Source organism: Mesorhizobium sp. IMUNJ 23033 (genome assembly GCF_044778005.1).
Classification (GTDB): Bacteria; Pseudomonadota; Alphaproteobacteria; order Rhizobiales; family Rhizobiaceae; genus Mesorhizobium; species Mesorhizobium amorphae_A.
The window spans coordinates 149,306-166,790 of record NZ_JBJACT010000010.1 but is presented as its reverse complement, the minus strand read 5'-3'; the positions used below and the strand labels follow the sequence as shown (position 1 = coordinate 166,790).

Sequence of the window (17,485 nt, the reverse complement as noted above, 5' to 3'; positions counted from 1 at the left end):
TCGGGACGCGCTGACAGGCGTCCTTCCGCGACCAACAGGACGACCGCCATGCCTCTTGCTCTCTATGCCCTTGCCGCCGGCGCCTTCGGCATCGGCGTTACCGAATTCGTCATCATGGGCCTGCTGCTCGACGTCAGCACCGATCTCGGCGTCTCGATCTCGGCCGCCGGCCAGCTCATTTCAGGCTATGCGCTCGGCGTCGTCATCGGCGCGCCGCTCCTGACTGTCGCCACCGGCCGCTGGCCGCGCAAGACGGTGCTTCTGGCGCTGATGGCGATCTTCACCATCGGCAATCTCGCCTGCGCTTTAGCCCCCGACTACTGGACGCTGATGGGCGCCCGCGTGCTCACCGCCTTTGCCCATGGCACCTTCTTCGGCGTCGGCTCGGTCGTGGCGACCGGGCTGGTCGCGCCCAACAAGAAGGCGTCGGCGATAGCCCTGATGTTCACCGGGCTCACCATCGCCAACATCCTCGGCGTTCCCTTCGGCACCTGGCTCGGCCAGGCCCTCGGCTGGCGCGCGACCTTCTTTGCGGTGACCTTGGTCGGGCTCGCTGCCTTCGCCATCATTCTCCTTCTGGTACCGCGCGGCCAGGCAGAGCCGGAGAAGAGCAAGCTCAGCGCCGATCTTGCCGTCCTTGCCCGCGCACCGGTATTGCTTGGCTTCGCCACCACCGTGCTTGGCTATGCCGGCGTGTTCGCCGTCTTCACCTACATCGCTCCTTTGCTTACCGAGATCACCGGCTTTGGCGAAGCGGCGGTGTCGCCCATCCTGCTCGTCTTCGGCGGCGGCCTCATCGCCGGCAATCTCATTGGTGGCAAGGCAGCCGACCGCTGGCTGGTGCCGTCCGTGCTCGGCAGCCTCGTCGTGCTGGCGCTGGTGCTCGCCACCATGACCCTCGCCTTGCACAACCAGGTGACGGCCGTCCTCTATGTCGGCCTCCTCGGCGCCGCCGCTTTCGCCACCGTGGCGCCGCTGCAGATGTGGGTGCTGGACAAGGCCGAAGGCGCCGGGCAAAGCCTCGCCTCGTCCTTCAACATCGCCGCCTTCAATCTCGGCAACGCCGCAGGCGCCTGGCTGGGCGGCGTGGTGATCGCCCACGGCCCCGGCCTCGGCGCCGTCACCTGGGTCGCGGCCCTGCTGCCGCTTTCGGCGCTCGGCGTGGCCGCACTGGCGCTGCGCCTCGATCGTGGCTCGGCGCTCGGCGAACCGGCATCCGCCCGCTCGTGACGAACCCTCAAAGCAACAACTCTCTCGACCTCACAGGAGCAAAAAATGGACTATCGACGTCTTGGCGCATCGGGCCTGAAGGTTCCCGTGCTTTCATTCGGCGCCGGCACCTTCGGCGGCTCGGGACCGCTGTTCGGGGCCTGGGGTAACAGCGACGCCGAGGAAGCGCGGCGGCTGGTCGACATCTGCCTCGAGGCAGGCGTCAATCTCTTCGACACCGCCGACGTCTATTCGAACGGCGCGTCGGAAGAGGTACTCGGCGCGGCCATCAAGGGTCGCCGCGACGCCGTGCTGATCTCGACCAAGACTTCTTTGCCGATGGGCGATGGACCAACCGACTTCGGCTCCTCGCGATCGCGGCTTATCAGGACGGTGGAAGATGCGCTGAGGCGTCTCGGCACCGATTACATCGACCTTCTGCAGCTGCATGCCTTCGATGCCGGCACGCCGATCGAGGAGGTGCTGTCGACGCTGGACGACCTCGTGCGCGCCGGCAAATTGCGCTATGTCGGCGTCTCCAATTTCTCCGGCTGGCAGGTGATGAAATCGCTCGGCCTCGCCGACAGGCACGGCTACCCGCGCTACATCGCCCATCAGGTTTATTATTCGCTGGTCGGGCGCGACTATGAGTGGGAGCTGATGCCGCTCGGCCTCGACCAGGGCGTCGGCGCGCTGGTATGGAGCCCGCTCGGCTGGGGCCGCCTGACCGGCAAGATCCGCCGCGGCCAGCCCTTGCCGGAAAAGAGCCGGCTGCACGACACGGCAAGCTTCGGGCCGCCGGTCGAGGACGAGATTCTCTTTCGGGTGATCGATGCGCTCGACGCTGTGGCTGCCGAAACCGGCAAGACCGCGCCGCAGATCGCCATCAACTGGCTGCTGCAGCGCCCGACGGTCTCCTCCGTCATCATCGGCGCCCGCAACGAGGAGCAATTGCGCCAGAACCTCAGCGCCGTGGGCTGGACGCTCACCGCCGAGCAGATCAAGAGGCTCGATGCCGCAAGCGAGGTCACCGCGCCCTACCCCTATTTCCCCTATCGCCGCCAGGAAGGTTTCGCCCGGCTGAACCCGCCCGCCGTCTGAAACCGGCGATCTCGCACCGAACGGCGGCCTTCGCCGTTCAGTGCAGCACGAACTCGCCATCGACCTTGCGCCACTCATTCGGCGCGATCAGCTTCTGGTGCGTATAGGTCACCGAATGCAGCGGGCCGTCGAGCTTGGTCTTCCAGAACTCGATGAAGCGGATCAGCACCGGGAATTTCGGCGCGATGTCGTAGTCCTGCCAGATGTAGCTCTGCAGCAGATGCGGATGGTCGGGAAAATGATAAAGAATCTTGGCCGTGGTCAAGCCATAGCCTTTGAGCATCAGGTCCATTTCGGAATGGTCATGCATTGCAGCCCCCTGGGTCGATTCTCCTTTCCTCCCGACATCAGATTGTGCGCCTTGTTATTTAACTGTCTATTGATTTTTCCTGATCGTATCCGGGTTTTCCTCGCCAAAACATGCAGTTAGCAGCGACCGTGGTCGAGTGCTGACAGCATCGGATCATGCCCCTGCGGCATCCCGCCGCGCGAATCCAACGTCTAATATTGCCGTCATCGTGGAACTGTTAATAATGCGCGCGAATTCGCGGCCGCTTTGCCGCGATGGCGCCGGCGCCCAAGCCGGCGCGTTGGTTTCGGGAGGGGAATAAAAATGTCCGAGGTTCATGTCCATCGCATCCAGCCGGCGTGGAAGAAGAACGCGCTGATCGACAACGACACCTACCTCAAATGGTATGCAGACAGCGTCAAGAACCCGGACAAGTTCTGGGGCAAGCACGGCAAGCGCATCGACTGGTTCAAGCCTTTCAGCAAGGTCAAGAACACCTCCTTCGACGGCAAGGTCTCGATCAAATGGTTCGAGGACGGCGAGACCAACGTCTCATACAACTGCATCGACCGGCACCTGAAGAAGCGCGGCGACCAGACCGCCATCATCTGGGAAGGCGACAATCCCTATGACGACAGGAAGGTCACCTACAACGAGCTCTACGCGCATGTCTGCCGCTTCGCCAATGTGCTGAAGAAGCACGGCGTCAAGAAGGGCGACCGCGTCACCATCTACATGCCGATGATCCCGGAAGCGGCCTATGCGATGCTCGCCTGCACGCGGCTAGGCGCCATCCATTCGGTGGTCTTCGGCGGCTTCTCGCCGGATGCGCTGGCCGGCCGCATCGACGACTGCAAATCGACCTTCGTCATCACCGCCGACGAGGGCCTGCGCGGCGGCAAGCACGTGCCCCTGAAGGAAAACACCGACAAGGCGATCGACATCGCCGCCAAGGCCGGCACCAAGGTCGAGAAGGTGCTGGTCGTGCGCCGCACCGGCGGCAAGATCAACTGGGTGGCGGGCCGCGACCTCTGGCACCATGACGAGATCGCGACGGTCAAGGCCGACTGCAAGCCGGAGAAGATGAAGGCCGAGGATCCACTGTTCATCCTCTACACATCGGGCTCGACCGGCAAGCCGAAGGGCGTGCTGCACACCACCGCCGGCTATCTCGTCTATGTCTCGATGACGCACCAATATGTCTTCGACTACCATGATGGCGACATCTACTGGTGCACCGCCGATGTCGGCTGGGTCACCGGCCACAGCTACATCGTCTACGGGCCGCTCGCCAATGGCGCCACCACGCTGATGTTCGAGGGCGTGCCCAACTACCCGTCGCAGTCGCGCTTCTGGGAAGTCATCGACAAGCACAAGGTCAACATCTTCTACACCGCGCCGACGGCGTTGCGCGCGCTGATGGGCGCCGGCGACAGCCACGTCACCGAGACCTCGCGCAAGTCGCTGCGCGTGCTGGGCTCGGTTGGCGAGCCGATCAATCCGGAAGCCTGGGAGTGGTATTTCAACGTCGTCGGCAACGGCAAGGTGCCGATCGTCGACACCTGGTGGCAGACCGAGACCGGCGGCATCCTGATCACGCCGCTGCCCGGCGCTACCAACCTCAAGGCGGGTTCGGCGACACGGCCCTTCTTCGGCGTCAAGCCGCAGCTGGTCGACAACGATGGCAAGGTGCTCGAGGCTGCGGCCGACGGCAATCTCTGCATCACCGATTCCTGGCCGGGCCAGATGCGCACCGTCTATGGCGATCACGAGCGCTTCGTGCAGACCTATTTCTCCACCTACAAGGGCAAGTACTTCACCGGTGACGGCTGCCGCCGCGACGAAGACGGCTACTACTGGATCACCGGCCGCGTCGACGACGTCATCAACGTCTCCGGCCACCGCATGGGCACGGCGGAAGTCGAATCGGCTTTGGTCAGTCACGACAAGGTTTCCGAGGCCGCCGTCGTCGGCTACCCGCACGACATCAAGGGCCAGGGCATCTACTGCTATGTCACGCTGATGGCAGGCGAGGCGTCGAGCGAGGCGCTGCGCAAGGAACTGGTCGACCATGTCCGCAAGGAGATCGGCGCCATCGCCACGCCTGACAAGATCCAGTTCGCGCCGGGCCTGCCCAAGACCCGTTCCGGCAAGATCATGCGCCGCATTCTGCGCAAGATCGCCGAGGACGATTTCGGCGCGCTCGGCGACACCTCGACGCTGGCCGATCCGGCCGTCGTCGATGATCTTGTCGCCAACCGGCAGAACAAGAAGGCATGATGCAGGACAAGACTGCCCTGGGTGCGGTTGCCCAGCTCTGGCGCTATCCGGCGAGCTCGCTCGCCGGCGAGCGCCTGGACGCGATCTCGGTCGGCCCCGAAAGCATCGACGGAGACCGCATGTTCGGCCTCGTCGATCGATCGGACAATGAGATCGCACGGCCCGACCGCGACGTGAAATGGCACAAGGTGCCGCGCATCCGCACCCGGCTGACCAACAACCGCGAACTGGAGATCGCCCTCCCCGACGGCGATTGGCTGGCCGCATCCGGCGCCGAAAGCGACCGCGCCATTTCAGCCTTTCTCGGCTTTGAAGCTTCGATCCGGCCGTTCCGCCGCGAAAACGCCGCGCCCGACTATGCCGGCCCGCTGACCGCGGAGCGCTACGCCAAGAACCCCATCCATCTGCTGACCACCGCCTCGCTGGCGCGGCTGAAGGCACTGCATCCGGAAGGTGCCGCCGATCCTCGCCGCTTCCGCCCCAACATCGTCGTCGACATGGAGCCGGTCGAAGGCTCGTTCCCCGAAACGGAATGGATCGGCCGCAAGCTAGCGATCGGCGACCTGCTGCTGACTATCTCCGAACCCTGCCGCCGCTGCGGCTTTACCATCATCGCCCAGGACGGTTTCGACAACGATCCCGGAATCCTGCGCAACCTGGTGCGCCACAACGCCCATAATCTCGGCGTCTACTGCACGGTCGACCGGCCGGGGCGGGTCGAGGTTGGCGCGCCGATGCGGTTCGTCTGACAAGGCGCCTCTGGCTTTTTCAAACCTGCGTCTTGTCTTTTGCTGCAACGCACCCCATCATGAGGGTGTGTTCAACAGATCGAAAGGAGGTGATCCGATGTCGAGTGATTTCGTTTTCCAGAACGTGGCCTCAGCGGATTGCACTTTCGGGAAGCAGTCTTCCCGTTAAGGCGCGAGATGCGCGGCAGGTGACGTGAGAGCGTCGCCGCCAGAGACCGCGCCATGGACGGAAACACGGAAGGCCGCCGGCTTCGAAAGAAGCGGCGGCCTTTTCCGTTCTCACGGACTGCCCGAAGTCGGCGGATCAGCGCTTGATAGTCAGCGTCTCGATGTTGCGTGCGATTTCAAGGAATGCTGCGTTGAGTTCGGTCCCGTTGGCCGCCTGATAGAAGTGCTTGATCTTGCCGGTGTCGGCGCTCGCGCAATCCTGCAGCGTCGCCTTAGCGTTCTTCTCCTGGAGGTCGAAGCCGATGGTGAAGATTTCGATGCCCTGGTCGCGCATGGCGGCACACAGTGTCTTTGCCGCGGTGCGGGTCGGTTCCTTGCCGGCGTCGTTGTAGACCTCGCCGACGCTGCTGGCGTCGAAATAGGACAGGTTGAACTCGCCGTCGGTCATTAGGATCGCGATCTTGGCGACCCTTTTCGGGTCCATCTTTGCCGGCCGCTGCGAAGCCTTCATCACGCTGCCCCAGTTCTCGGAAAGCATGTACCAGGCCCATTGCACGCCGATATGACCGGCAGTGCCGCCCGAGGCGGCAAAGGTCTTGATGACATTCTTCAGCGCATCGGCATCCGCCGTCAGCGGCATCAGGGCAGCGGCCGGGCAAGCTGCCGTGCGGCTGCTCTTTGCGAAGTCCGACAGGAAATAGTCGCGATTGACCATGCTGACGTCGGGGCCGGTGTCCGAATATTGATAGGTGCCCTTGCGCTCGGTGGCGCAATTGTCCGGGCGCGACGAGGCCGCGACATATTTCGGGTCGTCATTGCCCGGAGCCTGTTTGCGCTGGCCGGCCTTGGTTTCGACATAGACGCTGCTTTCCGCAAGCGAACCGGCATTGATCGAATTGGCGTAGGGCACGATCGACACCCGCACCCTGGGGTTGGCCTGGTTCTGATTGTCGAGGAAGCTGTCGACCGCATTTGCGGCGGCGGCCCTCAAGTCCTTTATCTTTTGACCGGTCATCGATCCGGTCACATCGAGCATCATTGCCACCTCGATCGTCTTGTCCGAATAAAGTGCCGTGGTGGAGACGCCCACGCGCTGCATGTCGCCCATGCTGAACAGCGGGAAATAGAAGGCGACATCGGCATGGACGTCCGCCCGGACGGTCTTGGCCGTCTTGTCGACCGTCAATTTGTCGAGAACGATCTGGTCGGTCTGCAGGATGCCGGCCGCGCTGTTGGCATCGAGAAAGGCCTGCACGGACTTGTTCGCATCGGCTTCCTTGATGACGCCGGTGGTGAGATCGCGCGCCGTCGAGGTAACCGCCGCGTCCACGATGCTCTGCAGGCTCAATTTGGCGTTGTAGAGTTGGGAGACATTGACTGCGAAGCCGACGCCCAGCGCCAGCACCGACGCCGCGAAGCCGAAGACGATGGCAAAGTTTCCGCCACGATCCCTGGCAAAGCCGCCGGCCGCCTGAACAAGACCTCTGAACCGCCGCATCTTTCCGCCTCCACTTGCCGCGGCCTCGAAACCGCATGAGGGGAGTTGCAGGAATCCGGCCGGATGGCGCTGCCGCGACCGCAAAAGCCGCCATCTCCTGTCAAGCCATTGTTTTCACTCGGCTTCGAAGTCGGGCAAGGTGAATGGCCGGTAAACAGAAAACCCGAGCCGCAACTTCCTTTACGAAGTGCTTACCATGATCCCGCCCGTGGTGCTTTTCGGTCCCGGTCCGGCACAGACCGACTGTCCCGAAGCGGATCACCCGTCGATCTCAGGCCGGTCTCGGGCGGCGTCGTCAGGCCAGCATCTGGGCGCTGACGGTCCTGTCGACGCCATGATGGGGCGGATTGAACAGATTGCGCTCCTGCTCATAGGTCCAGACCTTGAACAGGCTGAGACGGTGCTGGCCGAAACTGTGCAGCAGCGGCACGTCGGTGGCGTCGCGGCCGCGCGCGATGACGACGCGGCCGATCCTCGGGCGATTGTGGCGCGGATCGAACGTGTACCACTTGCCGTCGAGGAAGACTTCCATCCACGCCGAGAAATCCATCGGCGCTGGATCGACCGGCACGCCGATATCGCCGAGATAGCCGTTCACGTAGCGGGCCGGGATGTTCATGCAGCGGCAGAGCGTGATCGCCAGATGGGCAAAGTCGCGGCAGACGCCGACGCGCTCCTCATGCGCCTGCGCCGCCGTGCGGGTCGAGCGCGCATAGCCGTAGCCGAACGACAGGCGGCTGTGGACATAGTCGACGATCGCCTGCACCCGCGCCCAGCCCGGCGGAAGGTTGCCGAACAGCTGCCAGGCGAGGTCGCTGAGATGGTCGGTCTCGCAGTAGCGGCTGCCAAGCAGATAGACGAGCACCTCATCGGGCAGTTGCGCCACCGGCGTTTCCCCGGCCAGCGTGTTGACGTCGTCGGTCTCGCCGCTGTCCTCGATGACCGCGTCGTAGAGGATGCGGAACCCGCCGGCGGGCGCGGTGAAACGGCGGCAGCTGTTGCCATGGCGGTCGTGATAGACCCGGGTCGGGACCGAAGGCGACGTCAGCACGCGGGTCTGCCGCTTGATGTCGGCCTGGCGCTCCCGGTGGATGTCGAGCAGTGAAATGATCGGCGTTGCAGCGTCACTCTCAATAGCAATTTCGTAGCCGAGCCTGATCAGCATCGCGGTCCCCCTTCGGTCTTCTTGAAAGTGAATGACCTCAACGCGCCAAGAGGACCATGGTTCCCCCGCGACGGGTCGAAAAGGTGACGCCACGGCTTCCAATGGCAAGGCCATGACGCTAGGGTCGCACCCTCCCGAACCGACCCCCCAAAACAACGCCAGGATATCAGATGTTTGCAGGCAGAAAATTCGCGGCCTTTCTGTTCGACATGGACGGCACGGTGATCAACTCCATTGCCGCCGCCGAAAGGGGGTGGGCGCAGTGGGCGCAGCGCCAGGGCCTCGACGTCGCCACCTTCCTGCCGACGATCCATGGGGTGCGGGCGATCGAGACCATCGGCCGGCTCAATCTTCCAGGCGTCGACCCGGTAAGCGAGGCCGATGCGCTGTTGCAGGCCGAGGCGGCCGACCTCGACGGCATCCTCCCGATCGCCGGCGCGGTCGCCTTTCTGAAGTCGCTGCCACCCGAACGCTGGGCCATCGCCACGTCGGCGCCGCGCGAGCTGGCGCTGCTGCGCATGAAGGCGGCCGGCATCCCGATACCAGCCGTCATAGTCGCTGCCGAGGATGTCACGCGCGGCAAGCCGGCGCCCGATTGCTTCCGGCTGGCCGCCGAACGGCTCGGCGTGGATGCGCGCGATTGCCTCGTCTTCGAGGATGCCCCAGCCGGCATTGCCGCGGCCGAGGCGGCCGAAGCCACGGTCATGGTGATCAGCGCCACGCACGGCTATCCGCTGCAGACGCCACACATGGCAATCGCCTCTTACGACGGGCTCGGCATCGCCGTCGACGATCGCGGCTGGATCGCTCCCGCACCGGAGCTGGCCGCGGCTTAAGGCCCCTAGCTTCGTCATCCCAGGGCGAAGCAGGAGCGAAGCGACGTCGCGGAGACCCTGGGATGACGAATGGGAGGGGCGTTTCCGCTAATCTCCGAAGTGCGTGATCGGCAACACAAGCACCGGAAGCGCAGGAAGCCGCCATTTGCAGGCCGGCATCACCTGAACATCAGCCCAGCCTAAAAATCGCTGGTCAGGCCTTTCAGTTCCCAGTCGCCATAGCGGCCGGGCTCCTTGCCGCCGCGGCCGCCGATTTCCTTCGGCAGCGCCGCTTCCTTTTCGCGATATGCCTCGCGCCTTGCCCGCGCTTCCGCCAGCGCGCGGCTGGCCGCCGGCGTCAGCGTTTTTTGCGGTGTGTCGCGATCCGGGCCGGTGTCGGCTTTGCTGGTCTGGTCGGTCATGCGATAGTCCCGGCGGATTGAAACAGGGGCAGGCGTTTCCCATCATATAGCGATGAGCCCGCTTGGATCGACCCCTTTTCGCCGCCACGGACGGAGCAGCCGATGAACACCCTTCGCACCGCCATGCTTCTCGCCGCGATGACGGCTTTGTTCATGGGCGTCGGCTTTCTGATCGGCGGAACGGGCGGCATGATGATCGCTCTGCTGATCGCCGCCGGCACCAACCTGTTCAGCTACTGGAACGCCGACAAGATGGTGCTGTCGATGAACCGCGCCGTCGAGGTCGACGAGAAGAATGCGCCCGAATATTACGCCATCGTCCAGGCGCTCGCCCAACGCGCCGGTCTGCCGATGCCGAAAACCTATCTGATCGACAACCCTCAGCCCAACGCCTTCGCCACCGGCCGCAACCCCGAGAATGCCGCGGTGGCCGCTTCGACCGGGCTGTTGCAGAGGCTGTCGCATGAGGAGGTCGCGGCGGTTATGGCGCACGAGCTTGCCCATGTGCAGCACCGCGACACGCTGACCATGACCGTCGTCGCCACCCTTGCCGGCGCCATCTCGATGCTCGGCAATTTCGCCTTCTTCTTCGGCGGCAGCCGCGACAACAACAACCCGTTCGGCTTCGTCGGCGTGCTGGTGGCCATGCTGGTGGCGCCCTTCGCCGCCATGATCGTGCAGATGGCGGTCAGCCGCACCCGCGAATACGAGGCCGACCGGCGCGGTGCCGAGATCGTCGGAAACCCGCTTTGGCTGGCTTCGGCCCTTGACAAGATCGCCCGCAGCGCCGAACGCATCCCCAACCCGGATGCCGAGCGCAACCCGGCCATGGCCCATCTCTTCATCATCAACCCGCTTTCCGGCGAGCGCATGGACAATCTGTTCTCCACACATCCAAACACCGACAACCGCATCGCCGCCCTGCAGGCGATGGCGCGCGGCGGTGCGTCGCAGGCAGCGCCGCGCCAGGCGCCGACGCCACGCCAGGCGGACGAGCAGCCATCGGCGGGACCGTGGGGCAAGCAAGCTGAGCAGGAGCAGCCGGCCGAGCCGGCGCGGCCCAAGTCCAACCCGTGGGGACGCAACCCGACCGGACCCAAAGGTCCGTGGTCGTGAGCGGCGCCAAACGCCGGCAGAGGACACCAGGCGATCGTGAAGACAGCGCAGGCGGCGAGGCGGTAGCCGGCCTCGCCGCGCGCATGGCGGCGGCGCGCCTGCTCGCCGCCGTCATCGATGCGCGCACGCCGCTCGACGGACTGACCGATCACGAGAACGGCCACCCGCAATACAAGGCGCTCGACCTGCGCGACCGCGCGCTGGTGCGCGCCATACTGGTCACCGCGCTGCGCTATCGCATGACGATTGCGGGCCTGCTGGCGCGGCGCCTGGAAAAGCCGCTGCCGGCCAATGCCACCGTGCTGTCGCACATACTGCATGTGGCAGCGGCGCAGATCCTGTTCCTCGACATTCCCGACAGCGCCGCTGTCGACCTCGCCGTCACCCACGCCAAGTCCGACCCGCGCACGCTGCGCTTTTCTGGCCTCGTCAACGGCGTGCTGCGCACCTTGGCGCGCGCCAAGGAGGCGGAATTGCCTGCCGCCCTTGCCGCCACCGACGAAGCGCCAAAATGGTTTTCCGACCGGTTGAAGGCGGCCTATGGCGCCGACAGGACCGGGCAGATCTTGGCTGCCCATCGCCATGAGGCGCCGGTCGATTTCACCGTCAAGTCCGATCCGGCACTTTGGGCCGAACGGTTCGGCGGCATAGTGCTGCCGACCGGCACGGTGCGCGTGGAAAAACTCTGTGCCTCCGTCCCCGACCTGCCCGGCTTCGCCGACGGCGCCTGGTGGGTGCAGGACGCCGCCGCCAGCCTGCCGGCCCGGCTGTTCGGCGAAGTGAAAGGGCTTCGTGTCGCCGATCTCTGCGCCGCCCCCGGCGGCAAGACCGCGCAGCTCATTCTTGCCGGCGCCAAGGTCACCGCGGTCGACACGTCGAAAAACCGGCTGGCGCGGCTGACGCAGAATCTCGAGCGGCTCGGCCTCTCCGCCGAGATCGTCCAGGCCGACCTGCTCGACTACCAACCGGAGGAATTGTTCGACGCAATTCTCCTCGACGCGCCCTGCTCCTCGACCGGCACGGTGCGGCGGCATCCCGACGTGCCATGGACCAAGACCATGGCCGATGTCGAAAAGCTCGCCGGGCTGCAGGCAAGGCTGCTCGCCCGCGCCGTCAGCCTGGTCAAACCGGGCGGGCGGATCGTCTTTTCCAACTGTTCGCTCGACCCGATCGAAGGCGAGGACCTTTACCGCGCCTTCCTTGCTGGCACGGCTGATGTCGTCGACGATCCCGTTCGGCCTGGCGAGTTTGCCGGCATCGATGCGTTCCTGACGCCGCAGGGCACGCTGCGCACCACGCCCGCCGATCTGATGCTTGAAACGCCTGGGATTTCCGGTCTCGACGGCTTCTTCGCCGCCCGCATGCGCCGGGCCGGCTAAAATCGTTTTTCACTAAAATTTGCTGACTTTTCTAAGGAGAATCAGGCCGCAGCAGCGTGAACTCCTTCACGATGGCGAAATCCACCTTCGCATAAGTTCTTGAATCATATAAGCTTGTCCTTGGGTATGGACGACCAGGAGGGGATTTGGCACTTGCTGCCGGCAGCACGACGCGTCTTTGGACGCTTGTCGCGAGGGAGTTCTGGCGCAAGACGCGCCGGCGCCTGCGTGCCGGGCCGATCTATCGCTGGCGCTACTCCGGCCGCACGCCCGAACGCGTCCTGATCGCACCACCGGACCTGAGGCTCGCCGATCCGCAGATTGCGCTCGAGATCTATTACGGCCGCTATCCGCTGTCGGGCCATATGGTCGAGACCGGCGGCAAGTCGCCGTTCCAGATCGCCGTGCCCAATCGCGGCTGGCAAAAGACGCTGCACGGTTTTCGCTGGCTTCGCCACATGCGCGCCGCCGGCACCGAGCTTGCCGCCGCCAACGCCCGCGCCCTGGTTTCCGACTGGATCGCCATACACGGCAACCAGATTTCGGGCATCGCCTGGGAACCCGGCACGACGGCCAAGCGGGTCATTGCCTGGCTGCAGCATTCGTCAGTGGTGCTGCAAGGTGCGGAATTTCCCTTCTATCGCGCCTTCCTGAAATCACTTGCCATGCAGATACGCTATCTCCGGTCGATGGCGCGCGAAATGCCTGATGGCAAGGACAGGCTGCGCGCCCGTATCGCGCTCGCCTTCGCCGCTTTATCCCTGCCAGCGCCGGCATCGGCGCTGCGCATTGCCACCCGCAACCTGGCGGAGGAGCTCGAGCGCCAGATCCTCCCGGATGGCGGCCATATTTCGCGCAACCCGATGACGGTGCTCGAACTTCTCGCCGACCTCCTTCCGCTGCGCCAGACCTACGCCAACCAGGCCGAGACGCCGCCGCCGGCGCTGATGGGCGCCATCGACCGCATGCTGCCGGCGCTGCGTTTCTTTCGCCACCAGGACGGCAGCCTCGCCCGCTTCAACGGCATGGGCGCCACCATCCACGACCGCATCGCCACCATCCTGCGCCACGACGACACTGTCGGCGCGCCGCTGCTGCATGCGCCGCATTCGGGCTATGAGCGCCTGTCGATGGGCGGCGTGACCGTCATCGCCGACACCGGCCTGCCGCCGCCCATCGATGTTTCCAACGCCGCGCATGCCGGCTGCCTCGCCTTCGAACTCTCCTCCGGCCGCCAGCACTATGTCGTCAATGCCGGCATCGACACCTACGGCGCCGCCGAATTCCGGCCGCTGGCCCGCGCCACGGCCGCGCACTCCACCGCCACCATCAACGACACCTCGTCGGCGCGTTTCAGCCATTCGCTACGCGTCAACGATCTCCTGGGCTCGCCGCTGATCGGCGGTCCGCAGCATACGCCCTGCAAACGCACCGACCAGAAGGGCAGCCAGGGCTTCATCGCCCGCCACGACGGCTATGCCGCGCGCTTCGGCTTCCTGCACGAGCGCGAGCTGACGCTGGCGAACAACGGCAATGTACTGACCGGCAGGGACCGCTTCCTGCGCCCCGGCGGTGCTGCGATCCGCAACAACGGCCGCGACTTTGTCACGGTGCGCTTCCACATCCATCCCGATGTAGATCTGCTGCAGGACGAGCATGACCGGCTGGTGCTGACCGGCGATCAGACCGACACCTGGGTCTTGACCTGCAAGGAGGTCGTGCCGGAGGTCGAGGAATCGATCTATTTCGCCGGCCTTGGCGGCCCGCGCCGCAGCCGCCAGATCGTGCTGGCCTTCAAGGCCTCCGAGATATCGGAGGTTCACTGGCAGCTGACACGGACCAGCATCGCCGGCTATCCCGAAAACAACTAGTGCATGTCGCGCAAAAAGTGCGCAGCGGTTTTGCGATAACGACATGCAAAGAACCAAGAACTTAATGCGCGGCGTATGAATCCGTTTGGATCGACGCGCTTTAAGTGCCTGCCGTGACGAAGCGCCCGGCTTGATTTCCGGGCCTCATATGCTACGGCCCGGTCACGCTTCCCAATCCAGCCGTGAAAGGCCGCCAGCCCATGGCCGTCGCCAGCAAAAACATTCCAGCGCCCGACCTCGTCCCGATCCGCCGCGCGCTGCTGTCCGTCTTCGACAAGACCGGCCTCGTCGATTTCGCCAAGGCGCTCGCCGCGGCCGGAGTCGAGCTGGTCTCCACCGGCGGCACCGCGAAGGCGATCGCCGAAGCCGGCATGGCCGTGCGCGACGTCTCCGAGCTGACCGGCTTTCCCGAGATCATGGACGGCCGCGTCAAGACGCTGCATCCGTCGGTGCATGGCGCCCTGCTCGGCATACGCGACGACGCCGAGCATGCCAGCGCGATGCGGACCCACGGCATTGAGCCGATCGACCTCGTCGTCTCCAACCTCTATCCGTTCGAGGAGGTCCGCCGCTCCGGCGCCGGCTATGCTTCGATCGTCGAGAACATCGACATTGGCGGCCCGGCGATGATCCGCGCCTCGGCCAAGAACCACGCCTATGTCGCCATCGTCACCGACCCCGGCGACTATGCATCGGTGCTCAACGCGCTGGAGATGAATATCGGCTCGCTGTCGCTGGATTTCCGCAAGAAGCTGGCGGCCAAGGCCTTCGCCCGTACCGCCAGCTACGATGCGGCGATTTCCGGCTGGTTCGCCGAGGCGCTGGAGATCGAACATCCGACATGGCGCGCCTTCGGCGGCCGGCTGGTCGAGGTGATGCGCTATGGCGAGAACCCGCACCAGGGCGCCGGCTTCTACGTCAACGGCGACAAGCGGCCGGGCGTCGCCACCGCCCGCCAGTTGCAGGGCAAGCAGCTCTCCTACAACAACATCAACGACACCGACGCCGCCTTCGAACTGGCAGGCGAGTTCGACCCGGCCCGCTCGGCCGCGATCGCCATCATCAAGCATGCCAACCCGTGCGGCGTCGCCGAGGGGGCGTCGCTGAAGGCGGCCTATGCCAAGGCGCTGGCCTGCGACCCGGTCTCTGCCTATGGCGGCATCATCGCCATGAACCGCATCCTCGACGCCGAAGCGGCCGAGGAGATCGTGAAGACTTTCACCGAGGTGATCATCGCGCCCGACGCCTCCGAGGAAGCGGCTCGCATCGTCGCCGCCAAGAAGAACCTGCGCTTGCTGGTCGCGGGCGGCCTGCCCGATCCTCGCGCCGCCGGCACGACGGTCAAATCCGTCGCCGGCGGACTGCTCGTCCAGGGCCGCGACAATGCGGTGATCGACGACCTTGAGCTGAAGGTGGTGACCAAGCGCGCGCCGACGCCGGCCGAGATGGCCGATCTCAAATTCGCCTTCCGCGTCGCCAAGCATGTCAAGTCGAACGCCATCGTCTACGCCAGGGACGGCGCCACCGTCGGCATCGGCGCCGGCCAGATGAGCCGCGTCGATTCCTCGCGCATCGCCGCCCGCAAGGCGCTCGACGCCGCCGAGGCGGCCGGGCTGGCGGAACCGCTGACCAAGGGCTCGGTCGTCGCCTCCGATGCCTTCTTCCCCTTCGCCGACGGGCTGTTATCGGCGATCGAAGCCGGCGCCACCGCCGTCATCCAGCCGGGCGGCTCGATGCGCGACGACGACGTCATCGCCGCCGCCGACGAACATGGCATCGCCATGGTGTTTACGGGTGTGAGGCACTTCCGGCATTGAGGCGCGCTCTTTCCTTCTCCCCTTGCGGGAGAAGGTGGATCGGCGGGCAGCGCCGAGACGGATGAGGGGTGTTGGAAGAAACTCAACGCCTCATTGTCCAGCACCCCTCATCCGTCGCCTTCGGCGACACCTTCTCCCACAAGGGGGAGAGGGAAAAAGGGCTCACTCCACTGGCTGGTCGGCCGGATATGGCGTCCTGATCAATATCGCCATGCCAGCGCCCAGGAACAGCACTATGGCCGCCATGCCGAGCCGCGATGAGCCGCTGGCCAAGGTGATGGTTGCCACCATGAAGGGTGCGGCGAAACTGGTCGCTCGACCAGCCAGCGCATAGATGCCGAAATAGCGGCCCGATTCGGCGGCGGTGACGCTACGCGCCATATAGGAGCGCGATGAGGCCTGCACCGGACCGAAGGCAAGCCCGATCAGCAGGCCGTAGAAGATATAGGCCTTTTCAGCCGGCGTGCCGAACAATCCGCCGCTATCGGTTTCGGGCATCATCCAGGCGCCGAACAGCGTATAGCCCGGGCCGGTCGAGACGATGCCGATGGTGGCGATGCTGAGCAGGACGAGCGAGATAAGCACGATGGTCTTGGAGCCAAGCGCCGTATCGAGACGGGCGGCAACCAGGCAACCGACGATGGCGACGACATTGAGGATGATGCCGAACATGCCGATCTCGGTGATCGACCAATGGAACATTGCCGCCGCAAAGGTGCCGCCCAGTGCCAGCAGCGCGTTGACGCCGTCCTGATAGATCATGCGGGCAATGAGGAACCGGAAGATGCCGCTGCGCTGGCGCACTTCGGCGAGCGTCGACTTCAGTTCCGACAGGCCCTCGCGCACTGCCGGCCCGATCGCAATGCCCCTGATGGCGTCCGGCGTGAAGAAGAACATCGGCAGGATGAACAGGAAGTACCAGCCGGCCGAGAGCGGTCCGGTGGCCCGCGCATCCTCGCCGAGCTTCGGATCGAGCCCGAAGATGGGATCGAGACCGACGATGGTCTTGCCGGTCTCCGGCGAACCGGCCATGCAGGCGACGACGAAGATCAACGCGATCATGCCGCCGAGATAGCCAAGGCCCCAGGCCATGTTGGAAATTCGGCCGATCTCGCTCTTCGGCACCAGGCGCGGCATCATGGAATCGTTGAACACCGTCGAGAACTCAGCCGCGACGGAGGCGATCGAGAACAGCGCCACGATCAGGAAAAGGTTCGAACCGGGCGCGGCGAACCAAAGCAGGGTCAGACTGGTGATCTTGATCGCAGCGAAGAACGCGATCCACGGCTTGCGCGGTCCGGTCTGGTCGGCGATCGAGCCGAGGATCGGCGACAGCACGGCGATAGCCAGGCCCGCCGCTGCTATGCCGTAACCCCAGGCCGCCTGGCCCGTCTCCGGATCGCTGGCCATGCGCGAGACGAAGTAGGGCCCGAAGATGAAGGTGGTGACAACCGTGAAGAACGGCTGCGCCGCCCAGTCGAACAGCATCCATCCCCAGATGCCGCGTCCCGATGCCCGCTGCACTGCCACCTCGGTCATGTCCCCTCCCGCAGAACGGCGCCCGAAGCAGGGCGCCGTGTAGCTCTATAGCGTAGTTCCTGCCAGC

General features: G+C 65.0%; 14 protein-coding genes. 9 read left to right on the top strand and 5 right to left on the bottom strand.

Going from position 1 to position 17,485, the window contains the following annotated elements:
* Positions 1–48 precede the first annotated feature (48 nt).
* Positions 49–1,230 (top strand): MFS transporter, encoded by a 1,182-nt coding sequence (locus ACFX5Q_RS13985; RefSeq protein ID WP_404278711.1) that lies wholly within the window; start codon positions 49–51, stop codon positions 1,228–1,230.
* A gap of 45 nt (positions 1,231–1,275) precedes the next feature.
* Positions 1,276–2,310 carry an aldo/keto reductase gene (locus ACFX5Q_RS13980; protein ID WP_404278709.1) on the top strand — a complete coding sequence of 345 codons (1,035 nt, stop codon included), beginning with the start codon at positions 1,276–1,278 and terminating at the stop codon, positions 2,308–2,310.
* A 37-nt stretch (positions 2,311–2,347) separates the two neighbouring features.
* On the opposite strand, the gene ACFX5Q_RS13975 is transcribed toward ACFX5Q_RS13980, so the two are convergent.
* On the bottom strand, positions 2,348–2,620 hold the full coding sequence (locus ACFX5Q_RS13975; RefSeq protein WP_192181965.1) for an usg protein: 273 nt from the start codon (positions 2,618–2,620) through the stop codon (positions 2,348–2,350).
* A 303-nt stretch (positions 2,621–2,923) separates the two neighbouring features.
* On the opposite strand from ACFX5Q_RS13975, the gene acs reads away from it, so the two are divergent.
* Positions 2,924–4,879, top strand: a complete 1,956-nt coding sequence (acs, locus tag ACFX5Q_RS13970) for an acetate--CoA ligase (protein WP_404278706.1) — start codon at positions 2,924–2,926, stop codon at positions 4,877–4,879.
* Positions 4,879–5,628, top strand: coding sequence for an MOSC domain-containing protein (locus tag ACFX5Q_RS13965; RefSeq protein ID WP_404278703.1), 750 nt, complete (start codon positions 4,879–4,881; stop codon positions 5,626–5,628). Before acs ends, ACFX5Q_RS13965 begins: the two co-directional genes overlap by 1 nt.
* 304 nt (positions 5,629–5,932) lie before the next feature.
* Here ACFX5Q_RS13965 and ACFX5Q_RS13960 read toward each other — a convergent pair whose 3' ends face one another.
* Positions 5,933–7,294: a pilus assembly protein TadG-related protein gene (locus ACFX5Q_RS13960; protein WP_404278701.1), complete on the bottom strand. Its 1,362-nt coding sequence runs from the start codon at positions 7,292–7,294 to the stop codon at positions 5,933–5,935.
* 295 nt (positions 7,295–7,589) lie between these two features.
* On the bottom strand, positions 7,590–8,459 hold the full coding sequence (locus ACFX5Q_RS13955; RefSeq protein ID WP_404278699.1) for a transglutaminase family protein: 870 nt from the start codon (positions 8,457–8,459) through the stop codon (positions 7,590–7,592).
* 170 nt (positions 8,460–8,629) lie between these two features.
* On the opposite strand from ACFX5Q_RS13955, the gene ACFX5Q_RS13950 reads away from it, so the two are divergent.
* Positions 8,630–9,295: an HAD-IA family hydrolase gene (locus ACFX5Q_RS13950; protein WP_404278697.1), complete on the top strand. Its 666-nt coding sequence runs from the start codon at positions 8,630–8,632 to the stop codon at positions 9,293–9,295.
* 179 nt (positions 9,296–9,474) lie between these two features.
* Here the strand turns inward: ACFX5Q_RS13950 and ACFX5Q_RS13945 are convergent, their stop codons facing one another.
* A complete protein-coding gene (locus ACFX5Q_RS13945; protein ID WP_404278695.1) occupies positions 9,475–9,696 on the bottom strand; it encodes a DUF1674 domain-containing protein in 222 nt (73 codons plus the stop codon).
* 102 nt (positions 9,697–9,798) lie between these two features.
* Between ACFX5Q_RS13945 and htpX the strand changes: the two genes are divergently transcribed.
* The 4 genes from htpX to purH all read left to right on the top strand — a co-directional run bounded on the left by htpX (position 9,799) and on the right by purH (position 15,879).
* The gene (gene htpX, locus ACFX5Q_RS13940) at positions 9,799–10,812 is read left to right on the top strand and encodes a zinc metalloprotease HtpX (RefSeq protein WP_404278693.1); all 1,014 of its coding nucleotides are present in this window, start codon (positions 9,799–9,801) and stop codon (positions 10,810–10,812) included.
* A complete protein-coding gene (locus ACFX5Q_RS13935; protein WP_404278691.1) occupies positions 10,803–12,191 on the top strand; it encodes an RsmB/NOP family class I SAM-dependent RNA methyltransferase in 1,389 nt (462 codons plus the stop codon). The genes htpX and ACFX5Q_RS13935 overlap by 10 nt, the downstream gene beginning before the upstream one ends.
* A gap of 146 nt (positions 12,192–12,337) precedes the next feature.
* Positions 12,338–14,062 carry a heparinase II/III family protein gene (locus ACFX5Q_RS13930; RefSeq protein WP_404278689.1) on the top strand — a complete coding sequence of 575 codons (1,725 nt, stop codon included), beginning with the start codon at positions 12,338–12,340 and terminating at the stop codon, positions 14,060–14,062.
* 200 nt (positions 14,063–14,262) lie between these two features.
* Complete coding sequence (gene purH, locus ACFX5Q_RS13925; protein WP_404278687.1) at positions 14,263–15,879, top strand: bifunctional phosphoribosylaminoimidazolecarboxamide formyltransferase/IMP cyclohydrolase; 1,617 nt, start codon at positions 14,263–14,265, stop codon at positions 15,877–15,879.
* Between the two features lie 162 nt (positions 15,880–16,041).
* On the opposite strand, the gene ACFX5Q_RS13920 is transcribed toward purH, so the two are convergent.
* Complete coding sequence (locus ACFX5Q_RS13920) at positions 16,042–17,418, bottom strand: MFS transporter (protein WP_404278685.1); 1,377 nt, start codon at positions 17,416–17,418, stop codon at positions 16,042–16,044.
* Between the last annotated feature and the right edge of the window lie 67 nt (positions 17,419–17,485).

Excerpts from the sequence above, each read along its gene's own strand:
- ACFX5Q_RS13985 (WP_404278711.1), top strand. The coding sequence starts at position 49 with ATGCCTCTTGCTCTCTATGCCCTTGCCGCCGGCGCCTTCGGCATCGGC.
- ACFX5Q_RS13980 (WP_404278709.1), top strand. The coding sequence starts at position 1,276 with ATGGACTATCGACGTCTTGGCGCATCGGGCCTGAAGGTTCCCGTGCTT.
- ACFX5Q_RS13975 (WP_192181965.1), bottom strand. The coding sequence starts at position 2,620 with ATGCATGACCATTCCGAAATGGACCTGATGCTCAAAGGCTATGGCTTG.
- acs (WP_404278706.1), top strand. The coding sequence starts at position 2,924 with ATGTCCGAGGTTCATGTCCATCGCATCCAGCCGGCGTGGAAGAAGAAC.
- ACFX5Q_RS13965 (WP_404278703.1), top strand. The coding sequence starts at position 4,879 with ATGCAGGACAAGACTGCCCTGGGTGCGGTTGCCCAGCTCTGGCGCTAT.
- ACFX5Q_RS13960 (WP_404278701.1), bottom strand. The coding sequence starts at position 7,294 with ATGCGGCGGTTCAGAGGTCTTGTTCAGGCGGCCGGCGGCTTTGCCAGG.
- ACFX5Q_RS13955 (WP_404278699.1), bottom strand. The coding sequence starts at position 8,459 with ATGCTGATCAGGCTCGGCTACGAAATTGCTATTGAGAGTGACGCTGCA.
- ACFX5Q_RS13950 (WP_404278697.1), top strand. The coding sequence starts at position 8,630 with ATGTTTGCAGGCAGAAAATTCGCGGCCTTTCTGTTCGACATGGACGGC.
- ACFX5Q_RS13945 (WP_404278695.1), bottom strand. The coding sequence starts at position 9,696 with ATGACCGACCAGACCAGCAAAGCCGACACCGGCCCGGATCGCGACACA.
- htpX (WP_404278693.1), top strand. The coding sequence starts at position 9,799 with ATGAACACCCTTCGCACCGCCATGCTTCTCGCCGCGATGACGGCTTTG.
- purH (WP_404278687.1), top strand. The coding sequence starts at position 14,263 with ATGGCCGTCGCCAGCAAAAACATTCCAGCGCCCGACCTCGTCCCGATC.
- ACFX5Q_RS13920 (WP_404278685.1), bottom strand. The coding sequence starts at position 17,418 with ATGACCGAGGTGGCAGTGCAGCGGGCATCGGGACGCGGCATCTGGGGA.